This is a genomic window from Anaerobiospirillum succiniciproducens DSM 6400, assembly GCF_000482845.1.
GTDB classification, from domain to species: domain Bacteria; phylum Pseudomonadota; class Gammaproteobacteria; order Enterobacterales; family Succinivibrionaceae; genus Anaerobiospirillum; species Anaerobiospirillum succiniciproducens.
Genome location: NZ_AXWV01000030.1, coordinates 1 through 25,056, shown reverse-complemented (window position 1 = coordinate 25,056; position 25,056 = coordinate 1). Strand labels below are relative to the sequence as shown.

Sequence of the window (25,056 nt, the reverse complement as noted above, 5' to 3'; positions counted from 1 at the left end):
TTTTGTCGTTTGGCTAGGTAGTTTTGCTGGCTTGATGTGGTTTACAGGCTTGCAGCATCAGCTGTTTTGATGTGCTTGAGGGATGTGATGTTTTTTGGGAGGGTCGTTAGTTTGTTGTGTTTTTTGTTGAGGTAGCTGCAGATATAAAAAAGCCCGTAGAGCTTGGTAGCAATACGGGCCTTTTCACACTTATGTGTGGTTACAAGTACGTAACTTTGAATATCGGGCGTTAAGCCTTACAGACGGGCTGTAAGGCGTCTTTTGCCGTTGGCCCGAAATATTCAAAAATTAAATTACTTGTTAGCGTTAGCAGCAGCGAAAGCAGCAGCCATTGCGTTAGGAACAGCTTCCTGAGCCTTCTCGTTTAAGGACTCTAAAGCTTCCTTCTCCTCAGCCTCATCCTTAGCACGGATGGATAAGGTCAGCTGACGGGTCTTGCGATCAACGTTGATGAACTTAGCCTCAACCTCGTCGCCTACCTTCAGAACGGTAGTAGCGTCGTCGATGCGGTCGCGTGAAATGTCAGCAACACGGATGTAGCCAACTACGCCATCAGCTAAAGCAATGGTAGCACCACGAGCGTCAACCTCTTCAACGGTACCAGTTACTAAGGAACCCTTAGCGTGGTTCATTAAGAAGTCTGCATATGGATCATCAGCGATCTGCTTTAAGCCTAAGGAGATGCGCTCGCGATCTGGATCTACCTGGAGAACGATAGCGGTGATTTCGTCACCCTTCTTGAAGTCGCGAACTGCGTCTTCGCCAGACTGCTGCCAAGAGATGTCTGATAAGTGAACTAAGCCGTCGATGCCGCCATCTAAGCCGATGAAGATACCGAAGTCAGTGATTGACTTGATCTTACCGGTTACACGGTCACCCTTAGCGTGGGCAGTAGCGAACTCCATCCATGGGTTTGGCTTGCACTGCTTTAAGCCTAAGGAAATACGACGACGCTCCTCGTCGATCTCGAGAACCTTAACGGTTACCTTATCGCCAACGGAAACAACCTTGGATGGGTGAATGTTCTTGTTGGTCCAATCCATCTCGGATACGTGGACTAAGCCCTCAACACCCTCGTTGATCTCAACGAAGCAGCCGTAATCGGTTAAGTTAGTTACCTTGCCCTCGAGGCTTGAGCCAACTGGGAAGCGAGCTGCGATGTTAGCCCATGGATCCTGACCTAACTGCTTGAGGCCTAAGGATACACGCTGACGCTCACGGTCGAACTTGAGAACCTTAACGTCGATCTCGTCACCAACATTAACGATCTCAGATGGGTGCTTAACACGCTTCCAAGCCATGTCAGTGATGTGTAATAAGCCATCAACACCACCGAGGTCAACGAATGCACCGTAGTCGGTGAGGTTCTTAACGATACCCTTAACTTCCTGACCTTCCTGGAGGTTAGCAAGTACGGACTCACGGTCAGCTGAGTTCTCAGACTCGATAACAGCACGACGGGAAACAACAACGTTGTTGCGCTTCTGGTCTAACTTGATTACCTTGAACTGGAGCTCTTTGCCCTCTAAGTGAGCGGTCTCACGTACTGGACGTACGTCAACTAAAGAACCAGGTAAGAAAGCACGGATGCCGCCTAACTGAACAGTGAAGCCACCCTTGACCTTACCATCGATAAGACCAGTAACAGCGTCGCCATTCTTGAATGCTTCTTCGAGCTTGATCCAAGCTTCGTTGCGCTTAGCCTTCTCGCGTGAAAGGACAGTCTCGCCGTCGCCTGACTCAACAGACTCGAGAACTACTGGGACAGTGTCACCAACAGCAACTTCGATCTCGCCAGCGGCGTTCTTGAACTGCTCAACTGGGATGTTGGACTCAGACTTTAAACCAGCGTCGAGGATAACGAAGTCGTCTTTAATAGCAACAACAACTGCGTTGATTAAAGAACCTGGACGGGTTTCGGTTTGATTTAAGGACTCTTCAAAGAGTTCGGCAAAAGACATTGACATTAAGGTTATGTTCCAAAAGCACCTAAAAGCATCCTGCTTAAAGGAGGTAATTAACAGTAGTGGATCATCCATGATCCTGAAAACAGTAAATGCCGATTATAACAACACAATCGTGTGATTGCAATTACATTTTCAAAAAAAATTTACCCTTCTGATTTGCTTTATCATTTGTTACCAAACTTGATAAACATCGGCTTTACCTTGTCTATAAAGGCACCTGCTTTTGCTCACTTGTTGCCGCTCTCAGCGCAAACCTTTTTGCACCTTAACTTTTTGTCTCTGCTGCGTGTAAGTTTACGGCTTTATTTCGCTTGTGAGGAGACAGTACATCGTGCTTGCGCTCTTTAGCTGTCCTGGTCATATACATTGATGCTCTGTAGCGTGCGTCCTTTTAAGGCGATGATGATTGCTATGTGTGTTTAGATGAGTGAAGCCTTCGTTTACAAAATACCGCCAAATGAAAAGCTTTGAGTTAAGATGATGAGTTATGCATAAGAAAAAACTGGCTAAAGTTAGTCTTTATCTTTGTATGCTCAATGGCTCTAGAGTTTGAGGAGATGGTAATGAAAGGTATCTTGCTCGCAGGAGGACGGGGAACAAGGCTCTATCCGCTTACCCGTACTGTCTCTAAACAGCTATTGCCTGTTTATGACAAGCCTATGATCTACTATCCTCTGTCTACACTGATGCTCTTTGGCATTAGAGATATCCTCATTATCTCTACCCCTGAGGATACGCCACGTATTGAGCAACTCCTTGGTGACGGTAGCTCTTTAGGCTTAAACCTATTTTATGCCGTGCAAGAAGAACCAAAAGGCATTGCGCAAGCACTGCTTATTGGCAAGGACTTTATCAAAGACGATCAGGTCTGTCTTATCCTAGGCGACAACATCTTCTATATGGGCGAGCAGCTCCATCAAATCGTTGATAAGCTCCATAGTACCGACAATAATGTCGCCACCATCTTTGCCTATCACGTTTCTAATCCTCAGCGCTTTGGTGTTGTCGAGTTTAACTCTCAGATGCAAGTAATCTCGATTGAAGAAAAGCCTCAGAGGCCAAAGTCTAACTATGTAAGTGTCGGCTTGTACTTCTACCCACCTGATGCTGCAGACAAAGCCGCTAGTTTAAAGCCATCGAAGCGTGGCGAGCTTGAGATCACCGATCTAAACAATCTCTACTTAAAAGAGTCACGGCTTAGTGTCATTCCTATGCTAAGAGGCAATGCCTGGCTTGATGCCGGTACTCCTGAGTCGCTGATGGACTCAGGTGATTTTGTTAGAATTATTGAACAGCGCCAAGGACTTAAGATCGCTTGTTTAGAAGAGATCGCCTTAAAACAAGGCTTTATTAACAAGCAGCAATTGCTTTGCTTAATTGAGCGCTTGGATGAATGCAACTACAAAACGTATCTACAAAAGGTTTACTTAGATGAGCTTGAGATTTACTAGCACCGACATTGAGGGCTTATACATCATCGAGCCGCAAATTTTCCATGATGAGCGTGGTTACTTTACCGAGACTTACAATCTTAAAGATTTTGAGGCTCATGGCATCAGTCCAAACTTTGTTCAAGACAATCAGTCCTCATCTACTCATGGTGTCATTCGTGGACTGCATGCACAACGTGGCGAGCACTCCCAAGGCAAGCTCGTTCGCGCTCTTATTGGCACGGTCTTAGATGTAGTTGTAGATATTCGTCCTGAATCTAAAACCTTTGGTAAGTCTTTTAGCATCGTACTCTCGCAAGAAAACTTCAAGCAGTTATATATTCCGCGTGGCTTCTTGCATGGCTTTTCTGTCATGTCAGATGAGGCAGTGCTTGCCTACAAGTGCGACAACTTCTACTGCAAAGGTGCTGAGCTAACCGTGCGCTATGACGATCCTGAGCTCGACATTGATTGGCAAATCCCAGGCGTTATATCCATTGTTTCGGACAAAGATCGCAACGGCATCTCCTTTGCCGAGCTTAAAAAGCAACTCCTTCAATAACCATCCGCGATGCGGCACTATTCTTACTTAGCTAGGTATGACTTATGTTCAAACGACTCTTAGTTACTGGCGGCGCTGGTTTTATCGGTTCTAACTTCATAACCTACTTTTTAAGCAAGTATCCAAATGTCTTAGTAGTCAATCTAGACAAGCTTACCTACGCTGGTTCCATGGACAATTTAAGTGAGGTAAACTCAAAAGATAACTTTGTCCACGTGACTGGAGACATCTGCGATGAGAGCTTAGTAAACGCGCTTTTTGAGCAATATGACTTTGATGCTGTAGTGCACTTTGCAGCTGAGAGTCATGTGGACAATTCAGTAACTGGGCCTAAAGCTTTTGTTCAGACCAATGTTGTGGGCACCTTTACCTTGTTGCAAGCAGCTTTAAAACACTGGATGGATGGTCCGCATCAAGTAAAGTCTGGCAAAGAGCATTGCCGTTTTCACCACATCTCCACTGATGAAGTTTATGGAGCCTTAGGAAAAAGCGGTTCCTTTACAGAAGATACTGCCTACGCTCCAAACTCTCCATACTCTGCCACCAAGGCAGGCTCAGATTTTCTTGTCCGAGCCTATCACCATACATATGGTTTAAACGTTACTACCTCAAATTGCTCGAATAACTACGGCCCCCGTCAGCATGTTGAAAAGCTTATTCCTAAGACCATAAGCTGCATCCTTAATCATCATGAGATTCCGGTGTACGGCACAGGCTTAAATGTACGTGATTGGCTCTTTGTTGAAGATCACTGCAGCGCTATCGACACGATCTTACGTGAAGGTAAGAGTGGTGAAACCTACAATGTCGGCACCAACAATGAGCTCGACAACATGACCCTCATTACGGCGATTTGCGCTTTAATGGATAAAAAGGTGCCAGCTAAAGACGGTCAGTCTTATACCTCACTCATTACCCATGTCAAAGACCGTCCAGGCCATGACTTTAGATATGCTGTGGATGCATCTAAGCTCAAGGAGCACACCTCTTGGAGGCCTAAGTACAACTTTGAAGGGGCTCTTGAGTACACCATCGATTGGTACATCAAGAAGCTTAGCACTTAGAGATGGTCTAATTGCTTGAGTTGAATTGAATTGAACTGAACTGAACTGAATTGAATTGAATTGAATTGAAAAGAGGCCTATGAGGCCTCTTTTTGTATGCCCCTTTAGAATGAGGGGCGGCAAGACAATAAGTTAATGGATACTACTTATTGAACTTGCTCATGAATTGAGCTGCAGCAGCCTGATCCTTTTGAGCCTGCACTTGAGCTGCAACGCCTACAGGAGCGCAGATCTTGCCAACTGGCTGCAAAATGGTGTCTAAGCTCTTAGCTAAAACGACGCCTGCTGGGATGCCTAAAATAGTTATGAAGCAACCAATCATCTGACAGATCACGATGATGGTGAGCCACCAACCAAAGAAGATGATGTACAGGATCTTAAGAATGGTGCCGTAGGTTTGGAAGACTGGATTCTCTTCCTCGTTTGAAACATCACTCTTCTTAACCATGGTGTAAGAAAAAGGCAGCAGTAAGAACTTAGAGTACTGAATCAGACCAAAGCCAATCGGGGCGGTAACAACTAAGGCCACAAAGAGCAGGCCGATTAAGAAGGTAATCAGGGCACTGATAAAGCCAAAGAAAGGGAAATGCCAAATAATATTGGCAATAACGCGTAACATAAGAGATTCCTTAACTGCAGCAACTGCAGGATGCAAAACAAATAGTTGCCACAACACACGAAAGCAACTTGGCGCTGATTATACATATAAGTTCTATTCTTATATGCATCTGCACCATAAATGATTACAAATGTGCCAACTTGATCAAACATATCATCAAAAACGCCTGTCATTTTCGACTATTGCACTGTTACAGGCAATGAAGAATCAAAAGGCCTCGCACATAGCACTCAAAAGCTCTCTCTACATGCTACAAAAAACAAAGGCAGATACTTGTAGGTACCTGCCCGTGTCTAGACAATAGAAAGTAATCTTGAGAGCTAGTCTTGCTTGCTCTTAATGTAATCCATTGCAGCATTGAATACTTCATCAATGCTCATATTGGTAGAGTCAAGGATCAGCGCATCCTCAGCAGCCTTTAATGGAGCTACAGGACGGTTGCGATCGCGCTCATCACGCTCGGTGATCTCTTGTAAGATTAAGTCAAAGTCTGCTTCCTTACCTGCAGCCTCAAGCTGTAACTTACGTCTTTGAGCACGCACCTCAGGAGAGGCATCTAAGAAGATCTTAACCTGTGCATCAGGGAATACTACAGTACCCATATCACGGCCATCAGCAACTAAGCCTGGCTCACGACGAAAATCGCGCTGACGCTGCAGCAAAGCCTGACGTACTAATGGATGTGGAGCAACCTTGCTAGCATTTAAGCCGCACTCTTCAGTACGAATAGCCTTAGATACATCCTCGCTACCTAAGAATACGTGGACGCCATCTTCCATCACCTCAAAGCTCAGATCCATTACCTGAGCCTCTTGTACTAAAGATTCCTCATCAAACATGGCTAAACCGGCTTTACGAGCTGCATAGGCTAATACGCGGTAAATAGCACCTGAGTCGAGTAAATCAAAATCCAATGCCTTTGCAAGACGCTTGGTCAGCTCACCCTTGCCAGCACCGCCTGGGCCATCAACAGCAACTACAAATGCCTTTGCCATGTTTAAAATCCTCTTTTTTTCATCCTTACACAAGCTAGATTTCACTGCTTGCAAACTTAATTTGTTTGCACAGCAAATCTGCAGCTAAAGCCTATTTAGTCGGCTTTCACTAGCTTGCAAAACCCGCTCATTGTACGCGTCTTGAGAAGAAAACGCAAAAACACCCCGACCTTGCACCCGGGATCTATCGAACAAATGTGAGATTGTCGGATTTTGTGATAAAAAACGTCTAGGGATGCCCCGTCTAATGAGCGCTTGTGTATAATGTGCATCTTATCGTTGTAGACATTTTCCATGTGAGTTTTCACATGTGACGCTCTTAGGTAGCAACAGCTTAAGATCTCGCGTTTGACACAGATCTTCATTGCACAGCTACTCAGGGCATTAGTAACTTTAAAATTTTTAGGTAATCATCGTGTCATCTAGTGAGATTTTCGAGCAGGGCCCATCCGCTTTGCTTCCAAGCCGTTTCGGCATGTTCAGAATCAAGGTCTTTAAGGATCATCAAATGCGCGAGCACGCCATCATTTACAGTGGCGACTTAAGTGGTGACGAGCCTGTTCTGACTAGAATCCACTCTGAGTGCCTAACTGGTGATACCTTAGGCTCTTTACGTTGTGATTGTGGTTTCCAGCTTGAAGCTGCACTGCGCAAGATCTCTGAAAAGGGCCGTGGTGCCTTACTGTACATGCGCCAAGAAGGTCGTGGCATTGGTCTTTTCAATAAGATCGCAGCCTACCGCCTGCAAGATAATGGTCGTGATACTGTTGAGGCTAACTTAGAGCTTGGCTTCCCAGCTGACGGTCGTACTTATGGTCTGTGCGCTGATATGATGCGTGCTATGGGCTTTGATAAAGTTATCTTAATGACCAACAACCCAGCTAAGATCGAAGATATCGCTCGTCACGGCATTACTGTGGTTGCTCGTGAGCCTCTTGAGTACGGTGAGAATAAGTTCAACACCGACTACTTAAAGACCAAAGAAGAGAAGATGGGCCACCTCCTGCACCATCAAGACTAAGGCAAGGCTAAAATTAAGCCCTAACCTACTGTTAATTGCTCTTAAACAAGCCCGTCTGCCTCGCAACGGGCTTTTGTTTTTCTAAAAAGCACCACAAAACCCCCACGCTCAGTTGCAGCGCCCGCACAGCCAAGAGCTGTTAGCATTCATCTAGGCCAGAGCGAGTGCAAATGCCCGTTACTCAGCATAGATACACCAAATGCACACAAGGCATATTGAGTCTGTTATGATGTGCACGTACTGTGATTTTTCATTTAGATAGTCTAAGGAGTGTGTATGGCCGTACTACTGTTTGATGGACGCGAAATCGAGACTGACGACGAAGGCTATCTTTTAAATCTTGATGACTACTCTGATGAGCTTAGAGACTTCATAGCAAGTGAAATGGATCTTGAGCTTACCGACGAGCACATGGTCATTATAAATACCGTGCGTGAGTACTACAAAGAGTACGACACAACCCCGCCTATCCGTGGCCTTATCCAGCTCTTAAAGAAGCAAGGTCATACAGAGCTTGCAAGCTCAGTAAAACTCGCCCGCCTCTTCCCTGATGGCGCTGCTAAGTGCGCTGCTAAGCTTGCCGGCCTTCCCAAGCCAGCTAAGTGCATCTAAGAACCAACAAGTAAGGACGCATAGCAAGTAAGCTAAAGCACAAGAGAGCAACCTGTTGAATTTCTCATAATCAAGTTCAACATAGTGTTTGCTGTAGTTATCTACGCTGCACTATGCTGCGAATAAGACCACTTTACTTTGCATCTCTAGCACTATGACTGGCTAACACATCCATCTTGTATAGAAACTCCTCTTAAGTACCAACCTCATGGCTAAGATATAGCCTCTTGTGGCTTGAAAAACACCCTGTTGCCATGCCTAGGATAGCTGTAACACGACCTAAGCCTTGGCCTAATGTAAGGTTCGAGCCATAACTTATATACTCACCCCATCAACAGCAACATAATGACATTGGCCAACAGCTTACTTTGCGGCCATTAAAAAAGGAGACCTGAAGTCTCCTCTTTGTTGCACGATATTGTGCGGTTCAATACTAATTAGCTTGCTTAGCTTTTATCAGAGCCCTGAGCCTCAACATTAGTGTTGGTCTCAGCATTAGCACTAGTCTCTGCCTTGGCACTGTCATCTTGGCTCTTAGCAGCCTCATCGCTGACTACTGCAGTTACAGATGCAGCATCTTCTTTAGTAGCAGGAGCAGAGGTTGCAACCTGAACAGCATCTTCAGTCATGTGTGCCAGACCCGCCTTTAAGTACACAATCATGGACCATAAAGTTAAGATCGTAGCAACTTGTAACAGACCTAAAGCAGCATAGATGAGAGGATCGTTATAGCGCCATACTAACAGGGCAATCGCGGTCATCTGAATTGCAGTCTTCCACTTACCCACCCAGTTAACAGCAACCTGGGCTCTCTGACCGATCTCAGCCATCCACTCACGCAGAGCAGATACAACGATCTCACGAGCGATGATTACCATAGCAGGAATGGATACTAAGAGGTTAACGTGTGGGAAGAAGTCAGATACGTGCACACTGTAGTACTCAACGATGAGAACTAAAGCAGTACATACGATAATCTTGTCAGCTACTGGATCTAAGAATGCACCAAACTTTGTAGTTTGCTTAAGTTTTCTGGCTAAATAACCATCTAACAGATCGGTTAAAGCGGCAATCACAAACACTAAGGCAGCCATCATATTGGTCTTAGTGGTTGGATAGTAAAAGAGGCCCACAAATACAGGAATCAGTAAAACTCTAAGTAGAGTGAGCAAGTTTGGCAGGTTAAACATTTTTCAGATCAGTCCATAGCTACAGTTAAGCCTGAGTACAGGCAGATAAAGCGCACCATAATTATAGGACATCTAGCTAAGATTCTTTGCGATAGACGGCTCAAATTTACATACTGCTTACGTAAGCACTGACAAAAACCCGCGATTTACCACTTACAGCCGCTGCTCCAGAGCTTATTCAAAGCCCGTCCACTGCTTACTCCCTCCAATAGCAAATAGCAAGTGCCTTATCGATGCAGGCAGACTTACTGTCCTAACTAACAAAACTAATACAATCCATCCGCTCACAAAAAGGATTTAGGCTTAGCCATCTTACAGATGAGCAGCCATGCTTATGTGAAATGAAAAAGAGTCAATGAGGATACTCAACCCCATGATATTGCTTCTGATCGCTTGAAATTCATACACAGTAAATGTCGCACGCTCATGACTATAACTTAGCTTACTTATGGTTAAGTCACGATCCAAAGAAAGTGCCAAACAAAAACGTTACGCCCTGGTTATAAGCTACGTCCTATTAGCTATGGCAGAAAGCAAAGTCTCATTTGCTGAGACAAGACTCTATTACTTAAGTTGATGTTGGTCTATTACCTAAAAGCACCTCAGGTTACAATTAGTCATGACCTGATTAAGGAGATACTTATCGTCAAGCAAGGTCACTTAGTATAAGCTGTTCATACTTTAGCTGTAGCTACCGCAAGGGATTACCAATGTTAAATAAGCACATCAATCATGTTCGCTCCGAGCTTGAGAACAAGTTCTCAACTAAAGAGAACAAGAGCGAGTTTACTCACACGCACTCATACACCTGCAACAATCGCCTTTACCACATCTTTGACTTCACTGATGCTAAAGGTAAGGCAAAATCATTAATTAGTGGCGGCTACTCTGATCTTGGCCTTGATAGCGATAGCGCCTTGTGCGAGCTGAAATTTAAGCTTGGCGAGAAGATGGGCAAGGGTGAAGCGTCTGCAATTACTCATGCCACAGCGCGTATCGAAACAGAGCTGATGCAAAGAGTTAAAGCTCCAAAGAAAGTCTCTGCCAAATATGATATTGGGAACTACTCATCTCAAATCCCAACTATCAATAATCTGCTCTCTGACGTACCTCAGGGCCTAAGTAAAAACGCGCTTGAGAGGGTTGAGCCTTTTGTTATCTATATGCTGCTGCCCAATCAAATTGATGCAGTCAAAGCATTAAGCCTCTTTTCAGATATCTATGAAGAAGCTGACCCAGAACTCAACAAAACCAATACTAAACAAAGAGATATTACCTTTTTCAAGAAGCGTAATAGCACGCAACAGCACACTATACTAAGTGCATATTTATGCGATTATAAGGCTTCGTACAGTAGGCCAGATCCCAGCCCCTTGAATGGCAACCTACTTAACAATCTTTTTCCAACACTGAATGTAAACTGCGAGAAACTACTTGGTTTTATGCTAAGAAGCGATGCCTTGTATCCACTCAATGAGATTAAAGACTTAGTTAAGAGTTTCATGTTGGTGTGCTCACAGACTAAAAAAGAGGATATCCGAGGCATTATTGTTAACGATGAACTACTTTCAGTCCAAGAATTTGTAAGATTAGGTACTGAGCTTTTAGAAAACAATCATTGGTCTGAAAACTTCATGACAGGCATCTATGAAGATCATGATGAGTGTGATGAGTATGATGCGTATGATGAGATTGTCGAGGATAACGGCAAACCTACAGGCAAAATGATCTACGAAAGCACTTTCTCTACAACTGGCTTAAGTGCTCTAGGCTTTAAGGATATTGAGCTTGAAACGATTGTGAAGACTAAAAAGGACATTAATCTTTACAACAAGATGCTTAACAAAATCAGCGATACTTTCTTAAACTCAGGCTTTATCCTCACCAAAGATGCTCCTCTGGTTGTTAATCTCAAGGACACCCTCATTCAACTTGAAGATCAGCGTGGCTGCCTTTATGTGAGGGATATTCGCAAACTCAAGTAAGACTCAAGCTATCTACTAACAAGGTATCAAGGGCTGGACAAGAGCCAGCCTCTTTAAACCAATTAAGAAGCATTCAAGGGCTCTCCCATTTGTCTCTAGTTCTTGCAACCGCTTAACTACGATCTTCCTGTTATCACGGAGCCACTATGATAGTTAAGCGCACTTGTTCCTCTGTCAGACAATGCCGTTCATAGGCTTGCACATTGCCCATCATACAGCCAACCTAAATCACTACTTTCTATTAGTCATAGGCTTAAGTTAAGGGTCGAGTTAATTGTTGAGTCAACTATCAAGTCAACTGTTAACTCAACACCTACCGCTAATGCAATCAAGACCAAGAAATCTGATAAATATCAGCTTCTGCTGCCGATTTTCAGCATATCTTAATCTTGTATTGGTAGTTAAGTTAACTGTTAAGTCCACTGTTAACTCAACAGTTGACTTAGCACTTAACCTCACAGACAAATATAAATAATCACCCTTTGAAAGCATGTGGTCATACATGGACATTGCCAACATTGCATTGTGTCTTAACTGCCTACTCTTTAAGTGAATGATGTATTGAGCCCCATACTGACTACTGCTCTTCAAGCCAACATGCACAATGTCGATAAGCAAGCTCAGAATTACCCCAAAGGCTCTTATACAACCATGTCTGTTGATTTAATGACTACCCTCTGTGCTTGTCTAATTTATTGATTCTCTTTTGATGAATTGCCTGCGACTCATTTAGTGTGCTGTTGTGTGGCTTCTATATTAGATCTTTTAACTTTGCTTGCAGCTAATTCTTTGTGCAGCGCCTTACATATCTTTTTAGATGCAAATGAGCCATTTTTAATGCCCACTATTATGCTTGTGGATATTTAAATGCATGCCATGGAGTATGCTGCTATCTTAGACTAGACTAATTATGTATGATACTTTATGTCATACGGCTGGCATGCGACTATGGGTGTCGGATATTAGTTGCTTGCTCAAGTATTGATAAACTGCTAAAAGCTGTTAAGTTAGCCTAATACTTAGCTGCTTGTACGAATTTGACTGTATTTAAGCATTTGGCGCCATTTAAAGCTCGATGCCATAAGGCTCATCTAAGAAATTAATAATTCCATGAATTAAATTTAATTTCGAAAATTAATTATCCATCTCCATTCAAAAAGCACATAAAAAAGAACAAAACACCATATAACACCGGCGTTTTGTCCTTGCTTAACCCAAATACAATGCCTAAAAAAGACTATTTTTCTAAATTAATATTAATAAATTATGAAAAATCTCTAAGAGCATTTTCTCGGCTCAACCTAGCCTCTTCAATCCATTCTGGCAAATATTCACTAATAACTCCATACGCCTTTTGACTACGGCGCTTACGCTTTTCGGATTCATTTATGAAACGAATACTGTGAGCTTCGGATAAATCTCGATATTCATTAGATAAAGGGTCATAAAGCTTCACATAATGTGACATTAGTGTTCCATACCAATTTATACCATAAGCAGATTCATATAGTTTTGCTTTGCCTTTTCTATCAATAGTAAAAAGTTCAAACGGGTTACTACCATTAAAATCAGAGTTTCCTGATCCATCAAGCAACTCATGAATTTCAATCCCTAAAATTGGCTTACCCATATTCCATGCCGTCTCAATTTCATATTGAATCCATTTACGTTCAGCGGTCTCACTTCCAACAAGCACTACCACTACATTAGATTGTCTTAACTGGTCATTAATCCAATTTTTGATTGAGTTTACGCCTTTCCTTTTAATTTCCTCCCAATCATTAGGTTCAACAAGCTGATCACCCTCAACTACACCCATGTTCCTGATTTGTTGTACACGCCAGTTATCTTTTTCATAATGAAAGCTAAAAAATACTTTTTCAAGCATAATAAAATCCTCACTAATTAATAGTTTTAATGTAATTAATAATTAAAGAAATAGCCTTATCATGGCTGTTTTCTTCATTTCCTAATGCCTTTAGTAATTCGATTAAATCGCAAGATTCAACACTAGAATTTTTTAAAAGCTCATCAAATAATACATCTGACGAATATATAGATTCCTGTTTCATAGGCACAGGTATGCAAATATTGCTATTGTTCTGTGAAATCTCATACTCTGAGCGAATTCCATCATTACTCTTGCCTTTGGGCAATTTTCCGTCAATATATTTATTTCCTGCAATAAATATTGATATTCCTGTTAGTGCAATCATCATCTGACGATACTCTTGCCATAACTCCTCTAGGCTCTTGGTACCTGTCTGTAGCTGAGGAAATGGCTTCAAAATCAATTGACTTTCTGAGCAAGTTGATGGGTTGTCCTCTATTGCAGCTAAAGCACCATTTATAACAGCGCTACCGACTGCTAGACCAAATCCGTTAACAACGCGATACTGATTTTTAATTAGCTCATATGAAAGCTTGTGGGTAAACTCTAGAATCTTTTCCTCGTTCTTTTTATTATTGATATCACTTTGATAATCACTAATGCTTCCTGAGATAAAAACGGTTTTATTTTTAAGCTGCATTGAAATATTCTCTAAAATACTTGTAATTTCATCATATTCGTCAATAAGAATTGTCTGAATGCCGTATCTTTTGAGCTCATTGATCATGAGCTCTTGCCGTCTGTGCTCATGTAATAAGTTATCTTTATGGTCTAGCTGATCGCTTTGAGCAAGATTACTATTACTAGTGCTAGTGCTAACTGTCTTTCTTTTTTCGATCCAATAATGGTTACGTTGATTTTGGCCAAAGCTGTGTCGGACAAGCCTTAACACATGATCAACATTAGGGTCATTAAAGCTAAAGCCTAAAAATAAAAAGGTTTTAGAAGATAGCGCAGCACTTAATTCACGAATAAATGCAGCATGTGAGGTTGAATATTTTTCGTATTGCTCTTTCGCTAGAATTGCATCGAATGGATAATCAACATCTCCATGCATCTTGTATATTTTGACATCAGCACCAGGTATGCTGTTGGTTAGCTGTTGAACGTTATGCTTAACATCGACGACTTTCCCGCTGTCACGAAAAGCCCTTTCAAGCAGCTGATCATAATTTGTTGTCCATATTGTGCGGATCGGCAGTTTTGCTATTATTTTATGATTTTCTGTAAGCTTCGATTGCTTTGCGAACTCGTTAAGAATCTTGCTGTTAATATGATGTCTATTTTGATATTCATTAATATAAAACTGGCATAGCAAGGTATAGTCATATTCTTTATTAATATCTAAATTAAGCATCTCAGCAACATCACTTAGCAACTCCTTCCAGTCAACAAATCCCGCGCCTACAGACAGCCCTGCACCTGCAAAGATAGCTGCACTACCTTCGCGTATATTCTTCACATATGTTTGAATAAAGTGGTCAATGATCTTTTTATCTTGATTTTTAGTCATCAATAATTAAATTCCCTCAAATTAAATAAAAAATATTATTGGTATGAAATTACCTAGAAAAAAGCGACCACAACTGATGCTCTATCCCCAACATCGATCATGATCGCTTAGTAAGACCGCGCTAATCCTTAGGATTTGAGATTAGAGCGCGATCTATATACAAGTTATGGTTTGTTCAAACCTAAGCCATGAGGGCTAGATTAGAACATGTAACGAGCCTGGGCGTTAACACCGAAGGTGTCGGTGTTTTCAGAGCCAGTGTAGTTGATACCGAAGGAGGTACCGAATGCACCGTACTGAGCACCTAAGCCAACGGTTAAGCCGTACTGAACTTCGTCAAGAACCTCAGTGTTCAGGCCGATTGCAGGAGCACCAGTGAAGGTAGTGGTGGACTTAGCCTCAGTATCACCAGTGTTGAAGGTTAAGGTTAAGTCAGCGCTAGGAGCTAATGACCAGCCGCCTGCAACAAATGCCTTAGATAAGGTTACGCCTAAAGGTACTGAGAAGACGTTCTGTACGTCAAAGTCAGTAGTAGCCAGTACGCCGTCAGCTGAGATTAAATCGTAGCTATCGGTGTTCAGGCGGATGAAACGTGCACCTAAGTGTGGAGTTACATCTACCATTGGAGTAGCTACAGTGTACTGACCGGTGACACCCATGGTTACTGCAGTGGTATCAGCCTTACCACGTAAACCAAAGCCCTCAACATCGTGAGAAACAACGGTCATAGAAGCATCACCAACTAAAGCAAAGTTACCAAAGCCCATTGCTGAGTAGATACCAAAGCCGTAGTAGTCGAACTCGTCCTTCAGGCCGTTGCCGTTACCCTTACCCTCGGCATCACCAGAGCCGATGTTAAATACTGCACCAAAGCGCATGTTGCCGTTTACAGTATCAGCACCGAAGGCTACACCGGCAGCATCAACGTCTGAGCCATAAGAAGCGCCCTCAGCATTGAAGCCGTCAGCGTCCATTGACTTGTACATTGGGGTTAACCATACACCGCCATTAGCCTGTGAACCAGTAGCAGCAATGGAAGCAGCCTCAACGCCAACTGCACCTACACGACCAAACATAGCGTCAGCCATGGTGGTTACAGATACTACAGCAGCCTGCTGTGCACCTGCATAGGTTGCAGCGTGAGCTGCAGCATCAGCAGCAACACCGCTAGAATCAGTGATGTTATTAGCTACCTTAGATAAGAACTTGCCACCGATCTGGCCCTTATCAATTACACCACCCTCGTTCAGGATTGCAGTCTTCAGCAGATCACGAACTGGTGCAGATACAGTTAAGAATTTGTTATCAAGCTTATCAGGATTAATGTTTACAACGCCAATGGTACCATTAGTACCAATAGTGCCATACAGAACGCCATTTGCAGTCTCAAAATTGATAGTGTCTGAAACAGCTGCTACACCTGTACCACTACCAGCAAAGATCTTTACACCAGCGTCGTTAGCATCAAAGTCACCGTTTAAGATAACCTTTGAATTAGGCTCAGCAGAAACAGAACCTGCAGCACCATTTGCTAAGGTTACAGCCACGCCATCGAGCTTGCCGTTAACACGCTTGTAAACAGAGTCGTTAATGATCAAGGCGGCGTTGCCCTTCATCTGGAACTTATCGGTAGAAACAGCTGCAGCTAAGTCCTTTGCATTCTTGGCAGAAGTGTCGATCAGAACGCCATTGCCTGTAGCAACGTTAATAGCATCGTTGAGGATTAAGGCTCCCTTGAATGAGTCTTGATTATTAATGAACTTGTGGTCAGCCATTAAGCCAGCCTGAGTCAGAACCTGCTCAACTTCAGCGCGGGTGTCGAAACCAATACCCACAGCGGAGTTTTGGCCTACAGCTATCTTGCCATCAAGTACCTGAGCATCACCGTTAGAATCTTTTGCAGACAGATCCTTTACAGCAGCGATTGATGCTGGAGCATTCATGTCTGGATCAACAATTAAGCTGCCCTTAGCTAATGTGAGCTTGCCAACTTCTAAAGTGGCTGATGAGGTAGTAGTACCATCATTCTCACCAACAAAGAGGCTGCCGCTTTGCTGCAGGGTTAAGGCATCAACGTCTACAAAAGCGCCCTTTGCGATGTTGAATGTTGTTGCGTTGCTGCCATTAGTATTAAGAGTTAAAGACTTAGCAGTCAAGTCGCCGAAGATCTGAGCAGACTTATCGGCAGTTGCAGAAGCAACCACGATATCCTGATCAGCAGCCTTTAAGAAAGTGCCATCAGCTAAGTTCAGATTCTTGGTCTGAATCTTTACTGACGCTTCTGAGTTTGCTGGCTTAGCAGTAACAATCACGCCACCTTTAACCACGTTTACAGTGTCAACGCCTTTCTTAGCACCGATAGAAGTAACGGTTACTTCACCAGCAGTCTCGCCAGTTCTGGAGTGACCAAATGAAACCACGCCATTGCCTGATGCAGCACCGTCAATAGCTCCAGCCTTACCTACACCTGCAAGAGTGAGGGATGACTTGTCTGCTAAGGTAACATCTGTAGTACCTGTCTTGTTAGATACAAAGTTGTCATTTGCATCAGCTTTATACAGTACTACACTCTTTCCTGCTTTAACATCAACCTTGCCATCATTCGTGGTTACATTGATGTTTCCTACCATGACATTGTTTGCAACTGAACCAGTTGCAGTTGTAGCAGTTGCGCCATCGTATACGTCAGCACTTGTAACCTTATCAAGCTCAACTGTACCACCAGACATTCCATCAAGCTTGATGCTATTACCGTTAGTGTCTTCAAAGCTAATGAAGCCTTCAACAGTTGCATTAGTGCCTAAAGCTGCAATTAAACTGTCTAATTGCTCTTGATTAATCTTGAAGTCATCAGCAACCGAAAACTTAAGAACAGAGTCAGAGGATAGCTTAATAGCCTTTGTATTTACCTCATTGTTGGCAGTACCATCAGTCAGTGTTGCAGTATTTCCTGAAATGGTAAATACTTGAGCAGCATTTACCTCGAGAGTTGAACCACCCTGCACATCAAGAGTCGATTCATTACCACCACCTGACTTGAGAGTTAACTTGCTTGCACCAGTTGCATCTAAAGTGGATGCTTCACGTACTTTAATGAGAGTGTTCTCATCAGTAGTAGTTAAATCACCATTAACTACCAATGTTGAACCACCGTAAATATCAGCAATGCCCTTAGTTACAGTTAAGGAACCAACAGACCAAGTACCGCCAGCTACATCTAACTTAGCATTAGCCTTGTCAGCAGCGTCAGCAAGCTTGATTTCCTTGGCTGCAACAGTATGCTCAGCACCTGTACCATTAAGCTTCAGAGTAGCAGTATCAACGGTTAGCACACCGTCATTAGCACCGCCATTTACCTCTAATCCATTAGTGATCTCAACAACTGCAGAACCAGAAAGTTTTAAAGCATTATTTTTGCCTGCATTCAGATCGCCAAACTTGTGAATACCGCCAACTTTAAAGGTATCAGCTTGGTTATATTTTGCCTTAGTTGCACTAATACCACCCATTACTGCAGTAGTAAGCTCGATTTTAGCATTATCTCTTGCGCCATCATTTAAAATGGTATCAAGGTCGATTTCAGTATCACCTACGACGTTGAGGTAGAATTTAGCTTTGTCGTCTGCACCTGTAGCGCTTACTTTGCCCTTAAAAAGGTTCTCATACTGATCTGCAGAAACTGTTAAGGTTGCTGACTTACCTTTTGCTAAAGTACCGAAATCGAGCTCTCCGCCATTTGTTACAGTAGCATTGCCAAGATTTAATGAGACATCTTCAGTCTTGTGAGTTACAGTAAGTTTGCCTTGCTCGGCAATAGTAACTGTGCCGCCTTCACCCTTGAATGCAACATTACCGTTTACAGTAAGTTCTGTTGCATCAGATCCATCGCCGCCAACTAAAATCTTACCGCCAGAAGCTTTAATGTCACCTTCAACTGTTGCGGCACCACTATTGGCTACTGATATTGTGCCACCAACAAGGTTTACGCCTTTAGCTGCAGTAATTTTTGAAGTATCGGCAGTGGCAGCCTTTGTAAAAGCAATTTCACCATTGGCATTAACAGTGAATACTGATTTGTTGCCTTCGGTTGTTAAAGTACCGCTCTTACCAATGGTTACTTTTGCAACTTTGCCGGCCTTTGGTGCGGCAGCATTTGCTGCTTCACCAATAATAATGCTACCAGTGGCTTTTAAATCTGAGTTCTTAGTACCATCATTGACTAGGACGAGCTCACCCTCTTTGATCTGCATTGATGCTAAAGTTACCTTAGCTCCGCTAGAACCACCAATAGTTAGCTTTGCACCATTACCGTCAATTACGAAAGAGCCACTTTTAGCAACTAATTCATGATTAGCTGTGCCAGTACTATCAATAGTATTCTCGCCGCTTTGAATAGTTGCTGTAAAAGATCCAGTATTTTCCTTGTTGGCATCAGCACTAACCTCAAGCAAGCTACCTGTCTTGAAAACTGTGCCATCCTGAATAGCTGTAAAATCGGTCGCTGCCTGAGCCTGACCTGCTGCTAAAGCAGCAGCTGCCATGGCAGCTACCATAGCGATGTTTGCGTTCTTGAAAATTGCGCGATATTGAGCCATTAAGAACTTAATGGCGTTATTGGTTTGCTTCATTCTTTGTAAGCTTAATAAACCGAATTGGATTGCGATTTGGAGGCTTGACTGCATTTCCTTTAGAGGGTGGCATCATGAGCGTTTACCATGATACTTGTGCAGATCAAATCGCATTTAGTATGTGTGTTTGCCGCTATATCGAGTTATATACCAAAACTCTGTAACCACTTACTAGATAAGACTATGCGTAACTTTAGGAGGGATGAAGTGCACCAAAAAAACTGTATAAACCAAGCAGAATAGCTGGATGTCTCATTATGCTTTTGCTTGATTAAGTCCCTATGCTATAGAGCACCGACACTTGCATTAGGAAATGCTCATAGTGTTGCGAGCATAGTATGGTAGCACTTAGCAGTCTTCTTCTAGATTTGACAGTGATGTTTGGGTCTTTTATTAGGCAGGATCACACGATATAGACTAGGCCATACTTTAGACTCGTGCATCTGAATTAATTTACCCCCCCCCTAGCATATTTTTTATACTTATATAAGTATAAATATGTTATATTTCGTATTTATTTAATACACAACATCGTTTTTAATCACATGTTACGAACACAACTCTTACTTATCTTCTTTTAGCTAAATAAGTTATTCAATGCAGCGATACCTATCTTTATGTAAACACAGGGTAGGCTAATATCCTTCTTCGTTCAAAAGAAAAAAGCGACCACGACCGATGCTCTATCCCCAACATCGATCATGATCGCTTAAAGAGACCGCGCTAATCCTGAGGATTTGAGCTTGGTTCGCGGTCTCAAGACAAGTTATGGTTTGTTCAAACCAAAGCCATGAAAGCTAGATTAGAACATGTAACGGCACTGAGCGTTTACACCGAAGGAGTCAGTGTTATCAGAACCAGTGTAGTTGATACCGAAGGAGGTACCAAATGCACCGTACTGAGCACCTAAGCCAACGGTTAAGCCGTACTGAACTTCGTCCAGAACCTCAGTTGAGTACTCGTAAGCCTTAATGCCAGTGAACTGGTTGCTTGACTTAGCCTCGGTGTCGCCAGTATTGAAGGCGATGGTTAAGTCTGCGCTAGGAGCTAAAGTCCAGCCGCCAGCAACAAATGCCTTAGATAAGGTTACGCCTAAAGGTACTGAGAATACGTTCTGTACATCAAAGTCAGTAGTTGCAAGCACGCCGTCAGCAGATACTAAATCATAGCTGTCGGTGTTCAGGCGGATGAAACGAGCACCTAAGTGTGGAGTTACATCTACCATTGGGGTTGCAACAGTGTACTGACCAGTTAAGCCCATGGTTACTGCAGTAGTGTCAGCCTTGCCCTTAAGACCTAAGCCCTCAACCTCGTGAGAGATTACGGTCATAGAAGCATCACCAACTAAAGCGAAGTTACCAAAGCCCATTGCTGAGTAGATGCCGAAGCCGTAGTAATCGAACTCATCCTTCAAGCCGTTACCTAAGCCCTTACCCTCAGTGTCACCGGAACCGATGTTGAATACAGCACCAAAACGCATGTTGCCGTTTACAGTATCAGTACCGAATGCAACGCCAGATAAGTCAACGTCAGCACCGTATGAGCCGCCCTGAGCACCAAAGCCGTCAGAGTCAACAGACTTGTACATTGGGGTTAACCATACACCGCCGTTTGCCTGTGAGCCGGTAGCCGCAATAGTTGCAGCCTCAACGCCTACAGCGCCAACACGACCAAACATAGCGTCAGCCATGGTGGTTACAGCAGCAACAGCAGCCTGCTGAGCACCAGCATAGGTTGCTGCGTGGGCAGCAATATCAACAGCCTTGTATGCATCACCTGGTTTAGTTAATGACTCGTAGACAAACTTGTAGCCTAAGGAGCCAGATGCATCTGCAAACTTACCATCACGGTAATCAGCAAAGAGCTGAGTGGTAGGCTCTGAGATATGCTGACGCATCTCATCTAAGCGCTTGTCGTTGTTAGTCAGAGTGATGGTGCCATTATCATTGAAAGCAACATTTAACAGACCACCAGCAGCTTGACCCTTTAAGTCAGTATCTACAGTAGTGTTAGCACCAAATACGCGCATACCTGAGTTTTGCTTGGTTACGTCAGCTGCAAAGATTACGAGTGAAGACTTGTCATTAGCTGCAGTTACATGACCTGCACCATTTGCAAATTTAACTGCACCATCAGGGGCTAAGGCCTCATTGGTCACGATCAGAGCAGCACCAGCACCAAGAGTTAAGGTGTTACCTGAAATCTTAGTGTCTAACTCGGTAGCCTTTAAATCACTAGCAACGGTAATGCCCTTATCAGCACCAATAGTTACTGGCTTGTTAAGAACAAGAGCGTTCTTAACAGGGCCATTATTGTCAAAGCCACCCTTATTGGTGAGGTATGGAGAAAGGGTCTCCTCGAACTCAGCCATTGAGGCAAAGCCAACACCAAAAGCAGAGTTGCTACCAATACCTACCTTACCGCTTACATTGTTACCAGCAGTGCCAGCTGCATCTGTAATGGTCTCAGTAGCAAATAATGAAGCACCAGTACCATAGTCTGGATCTACAAAGATGGATGAACCAGTCTTGTTCATCTTTAATGCACTAGTGTAAACCTTTGCTGAGGAGCCAAGGTTCTCTGGAGTACCATCACCAGCTTGACCTACAACAAGACCTTGTGCCTCACCAATAGTAAGACCAGTCAGTTTTACATTTGCGCCTCCAGCGATCTTATGAGGATCGGTAGAGCCGTTGTCACTTAAAGTTAAAGTATTTGCGGTAAGAGAGTTGCCTAATACCTGCAGAGAGCTGGTAGTAATATCGCCGTTTACATTAGCAGAAGAACCTTCAAGCATGTTGAAGTTATTGGTAAATACATTACCATGCTCAACAACTAATGAAGAGCCTGCAGAAAGGTTAAGCTCTTTAACTGCATCTGTACCAGCAGCGCCGATACCTGCAGGAGCTTCCTTAGTGCCCTTAACGGTTACGTTGCCAGCATTCTCGCCATAGCCTACGTTTACAGTGCCCTTGGCAGCACCAGCAGCTACAGTGATAGCGCCAATATCGCCCTTATTAATTAAGGTTAAGGAGTTGTCAGCGTGACCAAAGTTAACACCAGCTACTTCAGTGTCAGTTCCTGACTGCTTGGATACAAAGTTGCCATTGCCCTTGTCTTTTGAGGCATTGTTAAGAGTTAAAGCACCCTTTGCAGTGGTCAGCTTAAGATCTAAGTCAGTCTCAACTTGAACATTACCTACTGAGTAGTTGTCTGACAGACCTGCAGCCGGTGCATATAAGGTTTTAGCATTGTAAGAATCGGTCTCTAATTGAGGAAGAACGTCTGTTGGAGTCAGTTTCTCTGGAATCTCACCAACATCAACGTTCATCTTGTAAACGCCGCTGAATTTTCCAAACTTCTTCCTGAAAGCTTCGTACTCGCCTCTTGAAATAGCAGGAGTAGTCTTATCGCCAATGACAATTACACCAGCGCCGCTAATAGCACCTGCCTTAACCTTATTCTCATCAAGTGCATTAGACTTTAAGATGTCGATAGAATCAAGCTTAAGGGTACCGCCAGCTGCAACTACCAGCTTGTCAGCACTAGCCTTATCATAAGCAAGACTACCTGAGCCAACAGTGCTTAAGGTACCACCGCTGCTAATGGTTAAAAGTGAGTCGCCTGATGAAGTTAAAACACCTGCAACATTCAGGGTTGCTCCGCTATAAATGGTTGCGGTACCGCTCTGAAGAGTTAAGTCAGTAACAGTCCAGTCACCTTTCTTAACATCTAAAGTTGCATTGCCTACTGCACTAGCTCCTAAAAGAATGGTCTTAGGACTGAGCTTCACAGCAGGAGTGCCATTAAGAGTTAAGCCACCGCTAGTAATAGTTAACTTATTGGCACCTGAGCCATCAATGGTAAGAGACTTGCCTACTTCTAACTTAGAGCCGCCCTTAACCTCAAAAGCACCTGCAGTACCAACAGTTACATTGTTGCCCGCAACAATCAGCTTATTGATATTTACATTGGCTTTCTTTAACTCCATGGTGTTGGCAAAAATCTTAAAATCACCGTCACCTTCCATGGCAAGCTTTTCAGAATCTAATGCATCACTTTTGATAATACCGTCATCTACCAGATTGATCTTGTCATCAGTGAAGCTAAGAACAGCGTGGGTACCTGCTGCACCTGATGCCTTAATTTTCTGATTTTTACCATTAGTGAGGGTGCCGAATGTAGCCTTGCTGATAGTGAGGGTAGAAGTCTTTGCAGCATCGTCTGCACCGTTCGCGTCGCCGGTAATCTGAACAACGCCAGCATCACCAAGAGCAAAGGTTGCCTTGTCTGAAATAGTGGTTTTGCCAGTGACAACTAAAGTACCTGAATTGGAGAGCTTAGCGCCTTCATTGATATTAGCAGTGCCTTTTAAGGTCAGATCCTTGGTTGGATCAACCTTAATCTCGCCGCCATTAGCGTTAAATTCGCCGTCATTAGCAGCTTCGATGGTGAGCTTGTTGGCTGAATGAATAAGACCATCAGTAAGAGTAATAGTCTTACCGAAAACCTTACCGCTAGCAGATGCTGCATCTACAATTGTACCGCTCTTAATCTCAATTGATGAGGTAGCAGAACCAAAAACAGCACTTGCATTAGCACCAGAAACATTAATCTTGCCATCGTTAACGATGATCTTTCCACCAGTTAATGTAGCAGAGTCACCAATTGTAATAGTGGAGTTTTTGTTAATTGTCAGCTTGCCTGAAGCTAATACACTACCGCTTTTACCAACGGTTACATCAGCATCACCGCCAGTTTCTTTTCCAACGTTGATGTTTACAGCTTCAATGCTGTTCTTTACAGTGGTGCTATCTACAGTTGATAAAGTTCCCTTAACTACATTAAGCTCAGAAACCTTAAGAGTTGTTGCATTAGTGTCAGCTTTGCCTACTGCTAAATTATTGTTATCTTTTGTAGTATTTCCTTTAGGATCTACATCAAGGGTAATAGTTGCACCTGTTAAATCAACAATGGCAGCGGCATCAGCGCCAGTGCCCTTAATTGTATTATCAGTTGCTGCACCGCTCTGGATAAGGAATGTTAATCCTTCCAACTTTGAGCTTTGTGCTACTGCGCCAGAAAGGGTTAATTTCTCATACTTATTTGAGGTACCATCTCCTGAACCATCAATGGTAATGGTACCTTCTTCACCGGTTAATTGACCAAGTTCTGTGTTAGTAAAAGGCTTTGCTTGAGCCTGGCCAGCTGCTAAAGCAGAAGCAGCTATAGCGGCTAACATGGCGATGTTAGCGTTCTTGAAGATAGCACGGTATTGAGCCATTAAGAACTTAATGGCGTTGTTGGTTTGCTTCATTCTATGTAAGCTTTATTGATTTGATTTGTTTGCGATTTGTAGACTAGACTGCATTTCCTTGAGCGGAAGACATCATGTGCTTTGTTAATGATGCTGATGCAGCGCAAATCGCCTTATATGTATGTTTGCCGTCTATAGCGACTTATGAGCAAAGACTTCATGAAAGGTTGCTAGAGAAGACTATGCGTAACTTTAGGAGGGAGGTCATATACCTTATACTGTTGAGCATAGCACAACATATAAGCATCCGCGCTCATTATGT

General features: G+C 43.2%; 13 protein-coding genes and 1 pseudogene. 6 read left to right on the top strand and 8 right to left on the bottom strand.

Translation table 11 applies throughout. From position 1 onward, the window contains the following. Window positions 1-293: 293 nt before the first annotated feature. Complete coding sequence (rpsA, locus tag H524_RS0105335) at window positions 294-1,967, bottom strand: 30S ribosomal protein S1 (RefSeq protein WP_027939478.1); 1,674 nt, start codon at window positions 1,965-1,967, stop codon at window positions 294-296. A 563-nt stretch (window positions 1,968-2,530) separates the two neighbouring features. Between rpsA and rfbA the strand changes: the two genes are divergently transcribed. The 3 genes from rfbA to rfbB are packed head-to-tail and all read left to right on the top strand — an operon-like array spanning window position 2,531 to window position 5,023. Then, the gene (gene rfbA / locus H524_RS0105330; protein WP_027939477.1) at window positions 2,531-3,418 is read left to right on the top strand and encodes a glucose-1-phosphate thymidylyltransferase RfbA; all 888 of its coding nucleotides are present in this window, start codon (window positions 2,531-2,533) and stop codon (window positions 3,416-3,418) included. Then, a complete protein-coding gene (gene rfbC, locus H524_RS0105325; RefSeq protein ID WP_044121556.1) occupies window positions 3,399-3,959 on the top strand; it encodes a dTDP-4-dehydrorhamnose 3,5-epimerase in 561 nt (186 codons plus the stop codon). The genes rfbA and rfbC overlap by 20 nt, the downstream gene beginning before the upstream one ends. Before the next feature lie 44 nt (window positions 3,960-4,003). Then, the gene (rfbB, locus tag H524_RS0105320) at window positions 4,004-5,023 is read left to right on the top strand and encodes a dTDP-glucose 4,6-dehydratase (RefSeq protein ID WP_027939475.1); all 1,020 of its coding nucleotides are present in this window, start codon (window positions 4,004-4,006) and stop codon (window positions 5,021-5,023) included. Between the two features lie 142 nt (window positions 5,024-5,165). Here rfbB and H524_RS14400 read toward each other — a convergent pair whose 3' ends face one another. Both H524_RS14400 and cmk read right to left on the bottom strand, forming a co-directional pair. Further along, entirely contained in the window at window positions 5,166-5,642 is a 477-nt protein-coding gene (locus tag H524_RS14400) for a YccF domain-containing protein (protein WP_044121555.1), read from the bottom strand. A gap of 320 nt (window positions 5,643-5,962) precedes the next feature. Then, complete coding sequence (gene cmk, locus H524_RS0105310; RefSeq protein ID WP_044121553.1) at window positions 5,963-6,637, bottom strand: (d)CMP kinase; 675 nt, start codon at window positions 6,635-6,637, stop codon at window positions 5,963-5,965. Window positions 6,638-7,052: 415 nt separating this feature from the next. Between cmk and ribA the strand changes: the two genes are divergently transcribed. Both ribA and H524_RS0105300 read left to right on the top strand, forming a co-directional pair. Further along, the gene (gene ribA, locus H524_RS0105305; protein ID WP_027939473.1) at window positions 7,053-7,658 is read left to right on the top strand and encodes a GTP cyclohydrolase II; all 606 of its coding nucleotides are present in this window, start codon (window positions 7,053-7,055) and stop codon (window positions 7,656-7,658) included. Between the two features lie 276 nt (window positions 7,659-7,934). Continuing rightward, complete coding sequence (locus tag H524_RS0105300; protein ID WP_027939472.1) at window positions 7,935-8,270, top strand: TusE/DsrC/DsvC family sulfur relay protein; 336 nt, start codon at window positions 7,935-7,937, stop codon at window positions 8,268-8,270. A 623-nt stretch (window positions 8,271-8,893) separates the two neighbouring features. On the opposite strand, the pseudogene pgsA reads toward H524_RS0105300, so the two are convergent. Further along, window positions 8,894-9,460 (bottom strand): annotated as a pseudogene (gene pgsA, locus H524_RS14395) (CDP-diacylglycerol--glycerol-3-phosphate 3-phosphatidyltransferase); the annotation flags it as partial. Window positions 9,461-10,170: 710 nt separating this feature from the next. Between pgsA and H524_RS0105290 the strand changes: the two are divergent. Next, window positions 10,171-11,445 (top strand): hypothetical protein, encoded by a 1,275-nt coding sequence (locus H524_RS0105290; RefSeq protein WP_027939471.1) that lies wholly within the window; start codon window positions 10,171-10,173, stop codon window positions 11,443-11,445. 1,264 nt (window positions 11,446-12,709) lie between these two features. Here the strand turns inward: H524_RS0105290 and H524_RS14390 are convergent. The 4 genes from H524_RS14390 to H524_RS0105270 all read right to left on the bottom strand — a co-directional run bounded on the left by H524_RS14390 (window position 12,710) and on the right by H524_RS0105270 (window position 24,794). Next, window positions 12,710-13,333, bottom strand: coding sequence for a TIR domain-containing protein (locus H524_RS14390; protein ID WP_044121552.1), 624 nt, complete (start codon window positions 13,331-13,333; stop codon window positions 12,710-12,712). A gap of 13 nt (window positions 13,334-13,346) precedes the next feature. Continuing rightward, entirely contained in the window at window positions 13,347-14,849 is a 1,503-nt protein-coding gene (locus tag H524_RS0105280) for an SIR2 family protein (protein ID WP_027939470.1), read from the bottom strand. Between the two features lie 200 nt (window positions 14,850-15,049). After that, window positions 15,050-19,477: a beta strand repeat-containing protein gene (locus H524_RS0105275; RefSeq protein ID WP_027939469.1), complete on the bottom strand. Its 4,428-nt coding sequence runs from the start codon at window positions 19,475-19,477 to the stop codon at window positions 15,050-15,052. 802 nt (window positions 19,478-20,279) lie between these two features. After that, complete coding sequence (locus H524_RS0105270; protein WP_027939468.1) at window positions 20,280-24,794, bottom strand: autotransporter domain-containing protein; 4,515 nt, start codon at window positions 24,792-24,794, stop codon at window positions 20,280-20,282. Window positions 24,795-25,056 lie beyond the last annotated feature (262 nt).